General features: G+C 74.7%; 10 protein-coding genes. 6 read left to right on the forward strand and 4 right to left on the reverse strand.

The window, feature by feature from the left end; translation table 11 throughout:
• Positions 1 to 120 precede the first annotated feature (120 nt).
• From ACGF4F_RS11120 to ACGF4F_RS11140, 5 genes are all read left to right on the forward strand, one after another.
• Positions 121 to 3,696 carry an ATP-dependent helicase gene (locus ACGF4F_RS11120; protein ID WP_393077174.1) on the forward strand — a complete coding sequence of 1,192 codons (3,576 nt, stop codon included), beginning with the start codon at positions 121 to 123 and terminating at the stop codon, positions 3,694 to 3,696.
• Positions 3,697 to 3,712: 16 nt separating this feature from the next.
• Positions 3,713 to 7,219: an ATP-dependent helicase gene (locus ACGF4F_RS11125; protein ID WP_393076885.1), complete on the forward strand. Its 3,507-nt coding sequence runs from the start codon at positions 3,713 to 3,715 to the stop codon at positions 7,217 to 7,219.
• A gap of 205 nt (positions 7,220 to 7,424) precedes the next feature.
• Entirely contained in the window at positions 7,425 to 7,628 is a 204-nt protein-coding gene (locus tag ACGF4F_RS11130; protein WP_007464836.1) for a cold-shock protein, read from the forward strand.
• A 218-nt stretch (positions 7,629 to 7,846) separates the two neighbouring features.
• Positions 7,847 to 9,154 (forward strand): DEAD/DEAH box helicase, encoded by a 1,308-nt coding sequence (locus ACGF4F_RS11135; protein WP_357439799.1) that lies wholly within the window; start codon positions 7,847 to 7,849, stop codon positions 9,152 to 9,154.
• Between the two features lie 220 nt (positions 9,155 to 9,374).
• The gene (locus ACGF4F_RS11140; RefSeq protein ID WP_073834767.1) at positions 9,375 to 9,566 is read left to right on the forward strand and encodes a hypothetical protein; all 192 of its coding nucleotides are present in this window, start codon (positions 9,375 to 9,377) and stop codon (positions 9,564 to 9,566) included.
• A 24-nt stretch (positions 9,567 to 9,590) separates the two neighbouring features.
• Here ACGF4F_RS11140 and ACGF4F_RS11145 read toward each other — a convergent pair whose 3' ends face one another.
• The 4 genes from ACGF4F_RS11145 to ACGF4F_RS11160 are packed head-to-tail and all read right to left on the reverse strand — an operon-like array spanning position 9,591 to position 12,753.
• Positions 9,591 to 10,034, reverse strand: a complete 444-nt coding sequence (locus ACGF4F_RS11145; protein WP_357439804.1) for an Rrf2 family transcriptional regulator — start codon at positions 10,032 to 10,034, stop codon at positions 9,591 to 9,593.
• Between the two features lie 4 nt (positions 10,035 to 10,038).
• Positions 10,039 to 10,923: an ABC transporter permease subunit gene (locus tag ACGF4F_RS11150; RefSeq protein ID WP_357439806.1), complete on the reverse strand. Its 885-nt coding sequence runs from the start codon at positions 10,921 to 10,923 to the stop codon at positions 10,039 to 10,041.
• Positions 10,913 to 11,692, reverse strand: a complete 780-nt coding sequence (locus tag ACGF4F_RS11155) for an ABC transporter ATP-binding protein (protein WP_357439808.1) — start codon at positions 11,690 to 11,692, stop codon at positions 10,913 to 10,915. The genes ACGF4F_RS11150 and ACGF4F_RS11155 overlap by 11 nt, the downstream gene beginning before the upstream one ends.
• Positions 11,689 to 12,753: an ABC transporter substrate-binding protein gene (locus tag ACGF4F_RS11160; RefSeq protein ID WP_393076890.1), complete on the reverse strand. Its 1,065-nt coding sequence runs from the start codon at positions 12,751 to 12,753 to the stop codon at positions 11,689 to 11,691. Before ACGF4F_RS11160 ends, ACGF4F_RS11155 begins: the two co-directional genes overlap by 4 nt.
• A 229-nt stretch (positions 12,754 to 12,982) precedes the next feature.
• On the opposite strand from ACGF4F_RS11160, the gene ACGF4F_RS11165 reads away from it, so the two are divergent.
• Positions 12,983 to 14,293, forward strand: a complete 1,311-nt coding sequence (locus ACGF4F_RS11165; protein WP_357439813.1) for a pitrilysin family protein — start codon at positions 12,983 to 12,985, stop codon at positions 14,291 to 14,293.
• The last annotated feature ends 48 nt before the right edge of the window (positions 14,294 to 14,341 follow it).

The following is a 14,341-nucleotide window of genomic DNA, read 5'->3' on the forward strand; positions in this document are numbered from 1 at the left end:
CCGGGCCAGGCCACCCGTTGATCATGAGGTTGACCGCGAAGTTGATCTCTGCGCCTCATGATCAAGCAGAAGGGCGGGTGGGGGCGGTGGGGTGTCGTACCGGCGTGGTGGGATGAGGCGGTGCAGGCGTACCGGTTGGTGCGCCGGCCTGGCGGGGCGGCGACGGGGGTCGGCCGTGCCGGCGGGGCGGGGCAGGGGGTCGGTCGGCCCGGTATTGGGGCGACCTTGGCGGAGCCGCGATCCGGGGGGTCGGCGGACGATGCCGCCTACCCGCCACCGCGCCGGCCCGACCCGGCACAGGCCGAGGTGGTCGCGCACACCGACGGGCCGATGCTGGTGGTCGGCGGCCCGGGCACCGGCAAGACCGACACGCTCATCGAGGCGGTCGCCGCGCGGGTGGCGGAGGGCGTCGAGCCCGAACGCATCCTGGTGCTCACCTTCAGCCGGCGGGGCGCCACCGACCTGCGCCACCGGATCGAGGCGCGGATCGCCGGCGCGGGCCAGCCTCACCAGAGCGGGCAGGCTGTCAGCAGCCCGTCCGCGGCGAGCAGCACCGCGACCCGGCCCGCCCGGGTGGTCCGCGAGCCGCTGGTCCGCACCTTCCCGGCGTTCGGGTTCGGCCTGCTCCGCCGGGCCGCCGCCGAGCGGGGCGAGCCGTCGCCCCGGCTGCTCACCGGTCCCGAGCAGGATCTGATCATCCGCGAGCTGCTCGACGTGGTCGGCGAGGAGCCCGACGACGACCCCGTCGGCTGGCCGGCGGACCTGCGCCCCGCGCTGCGGACCCGGGCGTTCGCGCAGCAGCTCCGCGACCTGCTGATGCGCGCCGCCGAGCGGGGCGTCGGCCCGGTCGAGCTGGCCCGCCTGGGGGAGAAGCTGGGCCGCGCCGACTGGCCGGCCGCCGCCCGCTTCCTCCGGGAGTACGTGGCCGTGCTCGCCCTGCGCGACGTGAGCAACCGGGGTTCGATCGCGTACGACCCGGCGGAGCTGGTCCGGGCCGCCACCGGGATGCTGCGCGACGACCCGGAGCTGCTGGCGGCCGAGCGCCGCCGGTTGGCCCACATCTACGTCGACGAGCTCGCCGACACCGACCCCGCCCAGCTCGAGCTGCTCGCCGTCCTCGCCGGCGGGGGCAAGTCTCTGGTCGCCTTCGCCGACCCGGACTCCTCCACGTACGCCTTCCGGGGCGCCGACCCGGCCGGCGTGACCACCTTCCCGCACCGGTTCCGCACCGCCTCCGGGGCGCCGGCCGCGCAGGTCACGCTGACCACCTCCTACCGGGCCGGTCCGGAGCTGCTGGCCGCGACCGCCCGGCTGGCCCGCCGGCTGCGCGGCCCGGCTGCGCACCGGCGGCTGCGTCCGTTGCCCGACGCGCCGCCCGGCACGGTCGAGGTACGCACCTTCCGCTCGGCGACCAGCGAATCCGCCTGGCTGGCCCACGCCCTGCGCGAGGCGCACCTGCTCGGCGGGGTGCCCTGGTCCCGGATGGCGGTGCTGGTCCGCGCCACCGGCCGGCAGTTGCCGTCGCTGCAACGCGCCCTGCACACCGCCGGCGTGCCGACCGTGGTGCACGGCGAGGACCTGCCGCTGCACCTCCAGCCCGGGGTGGCCCCGCTGCTGCTCCTGCTCCGCTGCGCCCTTGAGCCGGACCGGCTGGACGAGGAGGCCGCGGTCGCCCTGCTGCACTCGCCGCTCGGTGGCGCCGATCCGCTCGCCGAGCGGCGGCTGCGCCAGGGGCTGCGCGCGCTCGCGCTGGCCGCCGGCGACCGCCGCCCGTCCGGCGAGCTGATCGTCGAGGCGCTGGGCGACCCGGCCGAGCTGGCCACCATCGAGCGGCGCTGGGCAGCGCCCGCCCAGGCGGTGGCCCACCTGCTGGCGACCGCCCGGCAGGCCGCCGCCACGCCCGGGGCCACGGCAGAGGACGTGCTCTGGGCGGTGTGGCGGGAGAGCGGGCTGGCCGAGCGCTGGGCCGGCGCGATCACCCGGGGCCGGGCGGCCACCGGCGAGCACGAGACCGCGCAGCGCTGGCGGGCGGAGGCCGCCGACCGGGACCTCGACGCGGTGCTGGTGCTCTTCGACGCGGCGGCCCGGTTCACCGACCGGCTGCCCGGTGCGCGTACCGAGGTCTTCCTCGACCACGTGCTCGGGCAGGACCTGCCGGCCGACACCCTGGCCGCCAGCGCCGACCGGGGCGAGGCGGTACGCCTGCTCACCGCGCACGCCGCCAAGGGCCTGGAGTGGGACCTGGTCGCGATCGCCGGGGTGCAGGAGGGCGTCTGGCCGGACCTGCGGCTGCGGGGCAGCCTGCTCGGCTCGGAACGGCTGGTCGACGTGCTCGCCGGCCGGGCCGACGACACCGGGGTCCGGGCCAGCCTGGTCGGGCAGACCTCGGCACTGCTCGACGAGGAGCGGCGGCTGTTCCACGTCGCGGTCAGCCGGGCCCGGCGTCGACTGCTGGTCACCGCGGTCGCGTCCGCGGCGGTGGGCGGCGACGACCACGAGGAACAGCCCAGCCGCTTCCTGCACGAGCTGGGTGCCACCGAGCCGCCGGCGACCGGTGGCGGCACGGCCCCCGCCGGCCCCGACCCGGCGCCGAAGCCGGCCGGTCCCGGCACCGCACCGCCCGACGACGGGCCGGTGCCGACCGTCGACGAGGACCCGCAGGAGGCGCCGCCGGCCGCCCTGCCGGTCACCCTGCCGCCGCGCGGGCTCACCCTGTCCGCGCTGGTGGCGGAGCTGCGCACCGCGGTCACCGACCCGGCGGCACCGCCCACCCGGCGGCACGCGGCGGCGGCCGAACTGGCCCGGCTGGCCGCCGCCGGGGTGCCCGGCGCCCACCCCGACGACTGGTGGGGGCTGCGCGGCCTCTCCGACGACCGGCCGCTGGTCGACGAGGGCGAGCCGGTCCGGGTCACCCCGTCGGCGATGGAGAGCGCGCTCCGGTGCAGCCTGCGCTGGCTGCTCGAACGGCACGGCGGCAGCGCCCCGGCCAGCGCCGCGCAGGGCGTCGGCAACCTGGTGCACGCCGCCGCGATGCTGGCCGAGGACGCCAGCGTCGACCGGACCACCCTGCTGGAATACGTGGCCGCCCGGTTCGACGCGATCGAGCTGGCCGCCCGCTGGATGGTCGGCCCGGAACGCGCCCGCGCCGAGGCCATGGTGGACAAACTGCTCCGCTGGCTGGCCGGCAACCCGCGCCGGCTGCTCGCCATCGAGCACGAGTTCGCGGTACGCCTCGACGACCCGCACCGGCCCGTCGAGCTGGCCGGCCGGGTGGACCGGCTGGAGGTCGACGCCGAGGGGCGGCTCGTGGTGATCGACCTGAAGACCGGCAAGTCGACCGCGGTCACCGAGCGGGAGGTGGCCGAGCATCCGCAGCTCGGGGCGTACCAGGCAGCGGTCGAGGCGGGGGGCTTCGCCGAGTTCGGCGCCGAGTCCGGGGGCGCCGCTCTCGTGCAGCTCGGCACGTCGGCCAAGGACGCCAAGGAGCAGGCCCAGGCCGCGGCCGGGGAGGGACCGGCGGCCGGCTGGGCGACGGCGCTGGTCCGGCGTACCGCGGATACCATGGCCGCGGCCACCTTCGCCGCGGTCGCCAACTCGAAGTGCCGGGTCTGCCCGGTCCGGACGAGCTGCCCGGTATCCGGCCAGGGGCGCCAGGTAGTGGAACCGCCGACCAACCCAGCGCCCCGGGAAGAGTGAGCGCGAGGACGATGCCGTGACCCAGCCCGCGCTCTTCGGCGCCGCCACCACCCCGGCGCCGCGGACCGCCGACTCCGGCCCGCGCTACACCCCGGTCGAGCTGGCGAAGTTGTTGCGGCTGCCGGCACCCACCCGGGAGCAGGCGGCGATCATCGCGGCACCGGTCGAGCCGCTGCTCGTGGTCGCCGGTGCCGGCTCCGGCAAGACCGAGACGATGGCCGCCCGGGTGGTCTGGCTGGTCGCCAACCAGTACGTGCGACCGGAGCAGATCCTCGGCCTCACCTTCACCCGCAAGGCCGCCGGCGAGCTGGCGCACCGGGTGCGGACCCGGCTCGACCAGCTCATCCGCCGGCTCGGCCGGCGGGGCCGGGACCCGCACGACGACCCGCTCGCGGGCGAGCCGACCGTCTCCACCTACCACTCGTACGCCGGGCGGATCGTCACCGAGCACGGGCTGCGCGCCGGGTACGAGCCGACCACCCGGCTGCTCACCGAGGCGTCCCGCTGGCAGCTCGTCGACCTGCTGGTGCGCAACTACGACGGGGACATGTCCGAGGTGGACCGGATGCCCAGCACCATCACCGACGCGGTGCTGGCGCTGGCCGGGGAGCTGGACGAGCACCTGGTCGACCCGGACGAGCTGGCCGCCTGGACCGGCCGGTTCTACGCCGAGGTGCAGTCCCGCCCCGGCCGGGTCTACGCCGACGTGCGGAAGGCGTTGCAGTTCCAGCGGACCCGGTTGAAGCTGCTGCCGCTGGTCCGCGCGTACGCCCGGCGCAAGGACGACTTCGAGGCGATGGACTTCGCCGACCAGCTCGCCCGGGCCGCCCGGGTGGCCCGGGACCACCGCGGCGTCGGGGTGATCGAGCGGGACCGGTTCCGGGTGGTGCTGCTCGACGAGTACCAGGACACCAGCCACGCCCAGGTCGTGCTGCTCAACGCGCTCTTCGGCGGCGGCCACCCGGTCACCGCGGTGGGCGACCCCTGCCAGTCCATCTACGGCTGGCGCGGCGCCAGCGCCGGCACGCTGGACCGGTTCCCCACCGAGTTCGCCCGCACCGACGGCACCCCGGCCCAGGTGCTCAGCCTCACCACGAGCTGGCGCAACCGGCCGGAGATCCTCGGCGTGGCCAACGCGCTGTCGGTGCCGCTGCGCGCGGCCGGCGCCCGGGTGCCCGAGCTGCACGCCGCGTTCAGCGTCCGCGAACCGATCCCGCACCGCAGCCCCCGCGGGCAGGCGGCCGGCACCGTGCACTGCGCGCTCCTCGAGACGTACGCCGACGAGGCCGAGTGGATCGCCGACAGCGTGCTCGCCGCCTGGCGCGGGGCGGCCGGGATGCCGGGCGCGCTGCCCGAGCACATCCCGGTGCCCCGGCGGCCCACCACCGCCGTGCTGGTCCGGCTGCGCAGCCAGATCCCCGCCATCGAGTCGGCGCTGCGTGCCCGGGGCCTGCCGGTCGAGGTGGTCGGGCTCGGTGGCCTGCTGGACACCCCCGAGGTCCGGGACGTGGTCTGCACGCTGCGGGTGCTCGCCGACCCGACCGACGGGGCGGCGCTGCTGCGGCTGCTCACCGGTGCGCGCTGGCGGATCGGGCCGCGTGACCTGGTCGCCCTGCACCGGCGGGCGAAGGCCATCGCGAAGGCGCGCCGGGAGCTGGCCGGCGAGGACGGGCCGGAGATTACCGTGGACGCGCTGGACGAGGCCACGCTGGTCGAGGCGCTCGCCGATCTCGGGCCCGCGCAGGCGTACTCGGCGGAGGGGTATGCCCGGCTGCGGTCCTACGGGATGGAGCTGGCGCTGCTGCGCTACCGGCTGGACCAGTCCCTGCCGGAGCTGATCGCGGACATCGAGCGGACCATCGGCCTGGACGTGGAGGTGGCGGTCCGGGCCGGCCGGGACGGCACCGGCGACGCCGGACTGGCCCGCGGCCACCTGGACGCGCTCGGTGACGTGGCGGCCCGGTTCTCCGGCGAGACGCCCGGCGCCACCCTCGCCGGCTTCCTCGCCTACCTGGCCGCGGCCGAGGACGAGGAGCGTGGCCTCACCCCCGGCGAGGTCGAGGTGGTGGAGGGCGCGGTGCAGATCCTCACCGCGCACGCCGCCAAGGGCCTGGAGTGGGACGTGGTGGCGGTGGCCGGGCTGACCCGGGGGGTCTGGCCGGGGCCGGTCCGCAACTCCGACCACTGGCTGGGCGGGCTGGGCGTGCTGCCGTTCCCGCTGCGCGGCGACGCCGACGGGCTGCCCGAGCTGGGCCTGGCCGGGGCGGAGGACCAGCGCGGGGTGGCCCGGGCGCTGGAGGACTTCACCGACGCCTGGCGGGCGCACGACGAGCGGGAGGAGCGCCGGCTGGCGTACGTGGCGGTGACCCGGCCCCGGCGGCTGCTGCTCTGCTCCGGCTACTGGTGGGGGGAGGGCACGAAGAAGTTCCGTGGTCCCTCGGTGTTCCTGCGCGAGGTGCACGACGCCGGCCTGGCCGGCGCGGACGGGCACCTGGTCGACGAGTGGGCGCCCGAGCCGGCCGGCGACGCGGTGAACCCCACCACCGAGACGGTGCTCCGGGCCGAGTGGCCGGCCGACCCGCTCGGTGCCCGCCGCCCGGCGCTGGCCGAGGCCGCCGTGCTGGTCCGCCGCTACCTCGCCGATCCCGAGGCGGCCCGCCGCGAGGCCGCGCTGTCGCCGGGGCCCGCCCCGACCGCCGGGGTCGCCCCGGCCAGCCGTGAGGCCGCGGTGTCGCCGGAGCCCGCCCCGACCGCCGGCCTGGCCGAGGAGCGGGCCCGGGGAGCCGCCGAGCCGTCCGCCGAGGACCCCGAGGTGGTCCGCTGGCGGCGGGAGGCCGACCTGCTCCTTGCCGAGCGGGCCGAGCTGGCCCGCCGCGCCGAGGCGGTCGAGGTGGAACTGCCAGGCCATCTGTCGGTGACCCAGCTGGTGGCGCTGCGGCGCGACCCGGAGGCCCTGGCCCGGGCGCTGCGCCGACCCATGCCCGCCGAGCCGAACCCGTACGCCCGGCGCGGCACCGCGTTCCATGCCTGGCTGGAACAGCGCTTCGGTGCCGACCGGCTGCTCGACGTGGACGAGTTGCCCGGCGCGGCGGACGACGACGCCGCCCCGGACGAGGCGCTCACCGAGCTCCAGCAGCGCTTCCTGGCCAGCGAGTGGGCCGACCGGATGCCGGTGGAGGTGGAGGTGCCGTTCGCCACGGTGATCGCCGGGGTGGTGGTCCGGGGGCGGATGGACGCCGTCTTCGCCCGCCCCGGTGGCCGGTACGACGTGGTCGACTGGAAGACCGGCCGGCAGCCCGGCGGGCGGGAGGCCGACGCGGCCGCGGTGCAGCTGGCCGTCTACCGGCTGGCCTGGGCCGAGCTGGCCGGCGTACCGGTCGAGCGGGTGGGCGCCGCCTTCCACTACGTCCGGGACGGGGTCACCGTCCGCCCCACCGACCTGCTCGACGTCGCCGGGCTGACCGCGCTGGTCGCCGGGGTGCCGGAAATTTCTCCGGACGTCCCGGCGTTGCCCAATCCGTGATAGGTTAGGCGCGTTGCAGTTTTGGTTTCCAGAGACTCTGTGTGCGCCTGGCGGATTGTGGCCCCAGGCGCTCTTTGTTGTGTCCGGAGTTCTCCGGGCGGGGCGACCAGAAGCGACAGGCGGTCCACGCATCAGACGCGTGGGGCGCTCCTTTTCGGCCCGCAACAGGTGCGGGTTCGAACGTTCCGTCAAGGAGACGAAACAAATGGCTATTGGCACCGTCAAGTGGTTCAACGCTGACAAGGGCTTCGGCTTCATCACCCCGGACGGCGGCGGCGCCGACGTCTTCGCCCACTTCTCGGCGATCCAGTCCTCCGGCTACCGGAGCCTGGACGAGAACCAGCGGGTCGAGTTCGAGGTGACCCAGGGCCAGAAGGGCCCGCAGGCGGAGAACATCCGCCCGCTCTGATCTTCGGATCGACCAGTAACACCCACCACGCCCACCGGGTGTGGTGACCGACCGGTCCGCCGCGCCGCCCACCCGTACCGCGGGCGCGGCGCGCTGCGGCGGACCGGTCCGCACCCCTTCGGTTCGTGCTTGTGAGTCCCGGCGGACGAGTCCGCCCGGACAGCGCCGCTTCCCGGCGCCCTCCCTCGACACGTGCCGCGTCGAGGAAGGTCTTTCGCATGACCACCGTCATTCCGTCGTTCGCCCATACCGGCCTGGCTCCGGTGCTGCTCGCCGAACTCTCCGCCCAGGGCATCACCGAGCCGTTCCCGATCCAGTCGGCGACCCTGCCAGACTCGCTCGCCGGCCGGGACGTGCTCGGCCGGGGCCGTACCGGCTCCGGCAAGACGCTTGCCTTCGGGCTTGCGCTGCTCTCTCGCACCGCCGGTCGCCGGGCCCGCCCGGGCCGTCCACTCGCCCTGGTGCTGGTGCCGACCCGTGAGCTCGCCCAGCAGGTCAACACGGCACTCGCCCCGTACGCCCGCGCCGTCGGGCTGCGCTGCGCCACCGTGGTCGGTGGCCTCTCCATGCAGCGTCAGGCGGACGCGCTGCGCGCCGGTGCCGAGGTGGTCGTGGCCACCCCGGGCCGGCTGCACGACCTGATCAACCGGGGTGACGCCCGGCTCGACCAGGTCGCGATCACCGTGCTCGACGAGGCCGACCAGATGGCCGACATGGGCTTCCTGCCGCAGGTCGTCAAGCTGCTGGAGCAGGTCGCACCGGACGGCCAGCGGATGCTCTTCTCCGCCACCCTGGACGGCGGTGTCGACAAGCTGGTCCGCCGCTTCCTGACCAACCCGGTGTCGCATTCGGTCGACCCCGGCACCGCCACGGTGACCGGGATGACGCACCACGTGCTGCACGTCGACGCCGTCGACAAGCCGGCCGCGCTGGCCCAGATCGCCGCCCGCGAGGGCCGCACCATCCTGTTCATGGGAACCAAGCACCGCGCCGATCGGCTCGCCCGCCAGTTGCTGGCCAAGGGGGTACGCGCCGCCGCGCTGCACGGCGGCAAGTCGCAGCCGCAGCGCACCCGGATCCTCGAGCAGTTCCGTACCGGTCAGGTGACCGCGCTGGTGGCGACCGATGTGGCGGCCCGCGGCATCCACGTCGACGGGCTCGACATGGTCGTCAACGTGGATCCCCCGACGGAGGCGAAGGACTACCTGCACCGGGGTGGGCGTACCGCTCGAGCGGGGGAGTCCGGCACGGTGGTCACCCTGGTCCTACCCGAGCAACGCCGGGACGTGGCCCGCTTGATGAGCGCGGCTGGCATCAGGCCGCAGTCGAGGCAGGTTCACCCCGGCGACGAGGCCCTCGCCCAGGTGACCGGTGCCCGCGAGCCGTCCGGCGTGCCGGTGACGATCACCGCCCCGCAGCCGGCTCCCACCTCGCGGCCCCATCGGGCGGGCGGGGCTGACGGCACCCGCTCCCCGCACCGCACCTCCAGCCGCTCGCGCCGTCCGCGTCGTCCCCGATCCGCCTGATCACTCAGCAGGGAACCTCCCCGGTCGTCCCGGCGCCGCACCCTCCTACGCCGGCGGAAAGTCCCGGGGCGGCCACGGTCCGGTCGAGATGCCGGAGTGACGGCCCGCCCCTGGGTCGGGGATCAGTCCGATGGGCGACTGCGTGCAGCCGTCGTTCCCGCGATACTCGCCTCTCGGGGAATGAGGCTGGGCGAACCGGCCGAGCGCGGAGGGGGGGACCATGGCGAGCGACGCCGGCTCGGCGGAGGTGCGCGAGCTGCTGCTGGTCCTCGCGGTCGCGGGGGCGGGGCTGCTGCTAGCCATGGCGGTGGCGTTCGGTCCCTGGCATCCGACGTCGGACGGATCCGCCCGGGCCGGGCTGGTCGAGTTGCACAGCCCGGCCGGGTGGGACACCGATCCCGTCGCGAGCTGACCCCGGAAGGGTCGACAGCCGAGGTCAGCGCGTGGCGGAGCGGTCGGCCAGCAGGTCGGCCAGCGTGGTGCGGTCCACCACCAGCGCGATCGCGCCGTCGACCGCCAGCCAGACGTCCCGCAGCCCGCTGGCCACCCCGTGGTAGCCGGTCCGGTCGGCGGGCATGCCCCGGACGCTGGTTAGCGCGCCGCCGACCGCGCGCAGGACGTCACCCACGCTGATCTCGCCCGCGGCCCGGGTGAGGGCGTACCCGCCCTCGGTGCCGCGATGGCTGTGCAGCAGCCCGGCCCGACGCAGGTCGAGCAGGATGCCCTGGAGGAAGCTGAGCGGGATGTCCTGGCGCTCGGCCAGGCTCGCCGCCTTCACCAGTTCGCCGCCGCTGAGCCCGCCGTCGCCGGTGGACCCGGCGGCGTCGGCGACGGCGAGCATGGCCCGGAGCGCGTAGTCGGCGCGCGCGGAGACGTACACGGCGTCAGTTGCCGGCCTGGTCCAGCACGCCCCACCGGCGGCGGATCGCCTTGTCCGCCGCGCCGAAGGCGGCGTCCACCAGCAGCCCCACCACCAGGATGACGATCATGATCGCCATCAGCCGGGGCGCCTCGTTGAGCTCCCGGGCGTAGGTGAGCTGCGCGCCGATCGACGTCCGGGTGGCGATGACCACCAGCAGTTCGCCGGCCATCAGGCTGCGCCAGGCGAACGCCCAGCCCTGCTTGAGCCCGGCCACGATGGCGGGCAGCGCGGCCGGCGCGATCACGTACCGGTAGAGGTTGAGGCCGCGGGCGCCGAGGTTGCGGCCCGCCCGCACCAGCAGCGGCGGTACGTAGTCGACGCCGTGGATGACGCCGTTGGCGACCGACGGCGCCGCGCCGAGCACCACCACGAAGAAGATCGCCTGCTCGCTGAGCTGGAAGAGCAGGATGGCCAGCGGGAACCAGGCGATCGACGGCATGGTCTGCAGCGCGGTGATCATCGAGCCGAGCGCGGCCCGCAGCACCGCCACCCGGGCCACGGCCAGGCCGAGCACCAGCCCGACGGCGACCGCGGCGGCGAAGCCCACGGCGGCCCGGCGGCCGGTGGTGGCCAGGCCGTCCCAGAGCGCCGGGCTGACCAGGTAGTGGCCGAGGTCCTCGAACACCGTCGCCGGCCCGGGCAGCGCCCACGGGTCCTTCCACCCGGTCCAGACCACGACCTGCCAGACGGCGACGGCCAGGGCCAGGGCGGCCAGCTTCGGCCACAGCGCCGACCAGGCGCGGCGTACCCGGGACGGCCCGCGCTGGCGGCCGGCGGTCTCCAGGGCGTCCAGGCCGGAGATCTCCGCGTCGGTACGCGCGGATCCGGCGAGCGTGTCACTGGCCATGGCGGCCCACCTCCGTACGCAGCCGGTCGGTGACCTCGGCGGCGATGGTCGCGATCTCCGGAGAGTCGATCCGCCGGGGCCGGGGCACGTCGACCCGGGTGGACCAGATGATCCGGCCGGGCCGGCTGGAGAGCAGGATGATCCGGTCGGCGAGCCGGGCCGCCTCGCGGACGTTGTGCGTCACGAAGAGCACGGTCAGCCGGCGCTCGGACCAGATGCGTTCCAGCTCGTCGTGCAGGATGTCCCGGGTCATCGCGTCGAGCGCGCCGAACGGCTCGTCCATCAGCAGCACCGGGGTGTCCAGGGCGAGGGTGCGGGCCAGCGCGACGCGCTGCCGCATGCCGCCGGAAAGCTCGTGCGGGCGCTTCCGGCCGAACTCGGCCAGGTGGACCGTACGCAGCAGGTCGGCCACCTTCGCCCGGCGCTCGTCCCGGGGCAGCCCGCGCAGCTTGAGCGGCACCTCGACGTTGGCCTCGACGGTGAGCCACGGGAACAGGGCCGGCTCCTGGAACATCAGGCCCGGGTTGACCGCCTCGCCCAGCTCGATCTGGCCGCCGCTGGCCCGATCCAGCCCGGCGACCAGGTTGAGCAGCGTGCTCTTGCCGCATCCGGACGCACCGACCAGGCAGACGAACTCGCCGGGTGCGACGTCCAGCGACACCCCGTCCAGCGCCAGGACGGCCTGCTCGCCCTGGCCGTACACCTTGGTCACCCCGCGCAGCGCGACCGCGCCGGTCGCGCTGCGCGGGGTCGTCGTGGTCGACGTCACGGCTGGGTGACCTCGGGCTTGCCCTGCGCCTTGAGCACCTCGTTGAGGAAGGACAGGTCGTAGAGGCCGTTGAGGTCCACCGGCTGGGTCAGCTCGACGGCGACCGCGTGGTCCAGGCCGGTCTTCAGCGAGGCGGCGATCGGGTCGTTGGTGAACTCCAGGGTGGGCCAGGCCTGCTTGATCAGCTTGACGTCCAGCGGCTTGCCGGTGATCTTGCCGATGTGGTCGGAGATGGCCTGCTGCGCCTCGTCCGGCTTGCCGTTGACGAACTCGTTCGCCGCGACCTGCCCCTCCACCAGCTTCTTCACCACGTCCGGGTGGGCCTTGAGGAACTTGGTGCTGACCAGCAGGTTGGTGATGACGAACTTCCGGTCCGGCCAGAGGTCGCGCTCGTCCACCAGCACCTTGCCGCCGGCGTTGACCAGCCGGGAGACGTACGGCTCCGGCACCCAGGCACCGTCGATCGCACCGCTGGCGAAGGTGTCCACCGTCTGCGCGTTCTCCTGCGGGACCACCTTGACGTCGCCGCCGCCCTCCTTGGTGGTCTTGAGGCCCTTCTCTCGCAGCCAGTAGCGCAGCGCCACGTCCTGGGTGTTGCCGAGCTGCGGCGTGGCGATCTTCTTGCCGCGCAGCTGCTCGAGCGAGGTGATGTCCGGCTTGACCACCAGGGCGACGCCGCCGGAGGCGGCGCCGGAGACGACCCGGACCGCCTCACCCTTGGACTTCGAGAAGGCGTTCACGGTCGGGTTCGGGCCGATGTACGTGGCGTCGAGCGCGCCGGAGAAGACCGCCTCGATGGCCGCCGGGCCGGCGTTGAAGGTCTTGGTCTCCAGCGTGACGTCGCTGCCGAGCTTCTCCTTGAAGATCCCCTTCTCCACCCCGACCACGGCGGGCGCGTGGGTGATGTTGGGGAAGTAGCCGAGGCGCAGGGTCACCGGACCGGACGTGCCGGCCGCGTCGTCGGTGCCGCCGCCGCAGGCCGCCGTGGTGCCCAGGGTGGCCGCGCCGACCACGGCGAGGGTGGCCAGGGAGACCAGCCGACGGAAGGGGAGCCGTCTCATCGTGTGTCCAATCCACAGTATTCCTACTTAGTTGGTAGGAAGAGTGGGGCAGGCTGGAGTCGGCGTCAAGACCCATCCACGATCCGGGACGGGCAACCTGGGTATTCCCGGTAATTCCCACCTGTTCGGTGGAATAAGCGGTGCCGGTCGGCCCACCACCGGAACGACCGTCCAGGGCGGCGGGCCACACCGGCGGTGCGGGAGTTGCCGACGCGTTAGGGTCGATCTCGTGCCGACGCGGAGAACGAAAATTCCAGCGACGAAGTACCCGGTCGAGCGGTTCAGCCTCGACAACGGCCTGCGGGTGGTGCTCACCCCCGACCGCAGCGCCCCGGTGATCGGGGTGGCGGTGGTCTACGACGTCGGCATCCGGTCCGAGCCGGAGGGGCGCACCGGCTTCGCCCACCTCTTCGAGCACCTGATGTTCCAGGGCTCGGAGAACCTGGAGAAGCTGGCCCACTTCCGGCACGTCCAGGGCGCCGGCGGCACCTTCAACGGCTCCACCCACCTGGACTACACCGACTACTTCGAGACGCTGCCCAGCAACGCCCTGGAACGGGCGCTCTTCCTGGAGGCCGACCGGATGCGCGGCCCCCGGCTGACCGAGGAGAACCTGCGCAACCAGGTCGACGTGGTCAAGGAGGAGATCCGGGTCAACGTGCTCAACCGGCCGTACGGCGGGTTTCCCTGGCTGACCCTGCCGCCGGTGATGTTCGACACCTTCCCCAACGCGCACGACGGCTACGGCTCCTTCGACGACCTGGAGTCGGCCACCGTGGCGGATGCCACCGACTTCTTCCGGCGCTACTACGCCAGCGGCAACGCGGTGCTGGCGGTCAGCGGGGACATCGACGTGGCCGAGGCGACGGAGCTGATCGAGCGGCACTTCGGGGACGTGCCCGCCCGCCCCGCCCCGGCGCGGCCCGACTTCGCCGAGCCCGACCTGACCGCCGAACGCCGCCGGTCCTACACCGACAAGCTGGCCCCGCTGCCGGCGGTGGCCGGCGCCTGGCGGGTGCCCGACCCGGTGACCGACTTCGCCGGCTACCTGCCGTACGTGGTGCTGGCCGAGGTGCTCACCGACGGCGACGCGTCCCGGCTGGTCGAACGGCTGGTCCAGCGGGACCGCACGGTCACCAGCCTCGGCGGCTACCTCGGTTTCATGGGCGACCCGTTCGACGTGCGCGACCCCACGGCGTTGCTGCTCCAGGCACACCTGCCGCCCGGGGGCGACGTGGACAAGGTGCTGCGCACCATCGACGAGGAATTGGACCGGCTCGCCACCGACGGGCTGACCGAGGGAGAGCTGGCGCGTACCCAGGCCCGGATGGCCACCCATCTGCTGCGGGACACCGACGCGGTGCTCGGCCGGGCGCTGCGGATGGCCGTCCTCGAACAGCAACGCGGCGAGCCGGGCCTGCTCAACGAGCTGCCCCGGCTGGTCGGCGAGGTGACCGAGGAGCAGGTCCTCGCCGCCGCCGCCACCCTGCGGCCGGAGCGCCGCGCGTCCATCGAGGTCATCGCCGGAGGTGCCCGGTGAGCGCGAGGAGTGAGCCGGTTTTGCGAGCCCCGCAGTCGCGAACGGAGG

Source organism: Micromonospora sp. NPDC047740, from assembly GCF_043204735.1.
In the GTDB taxonomy this organism is placed as follows: Bacteria; Actinomycetota; Actinomycetes; order Mycobacteriales; family Micromonosporaceae; genus Micromonospora.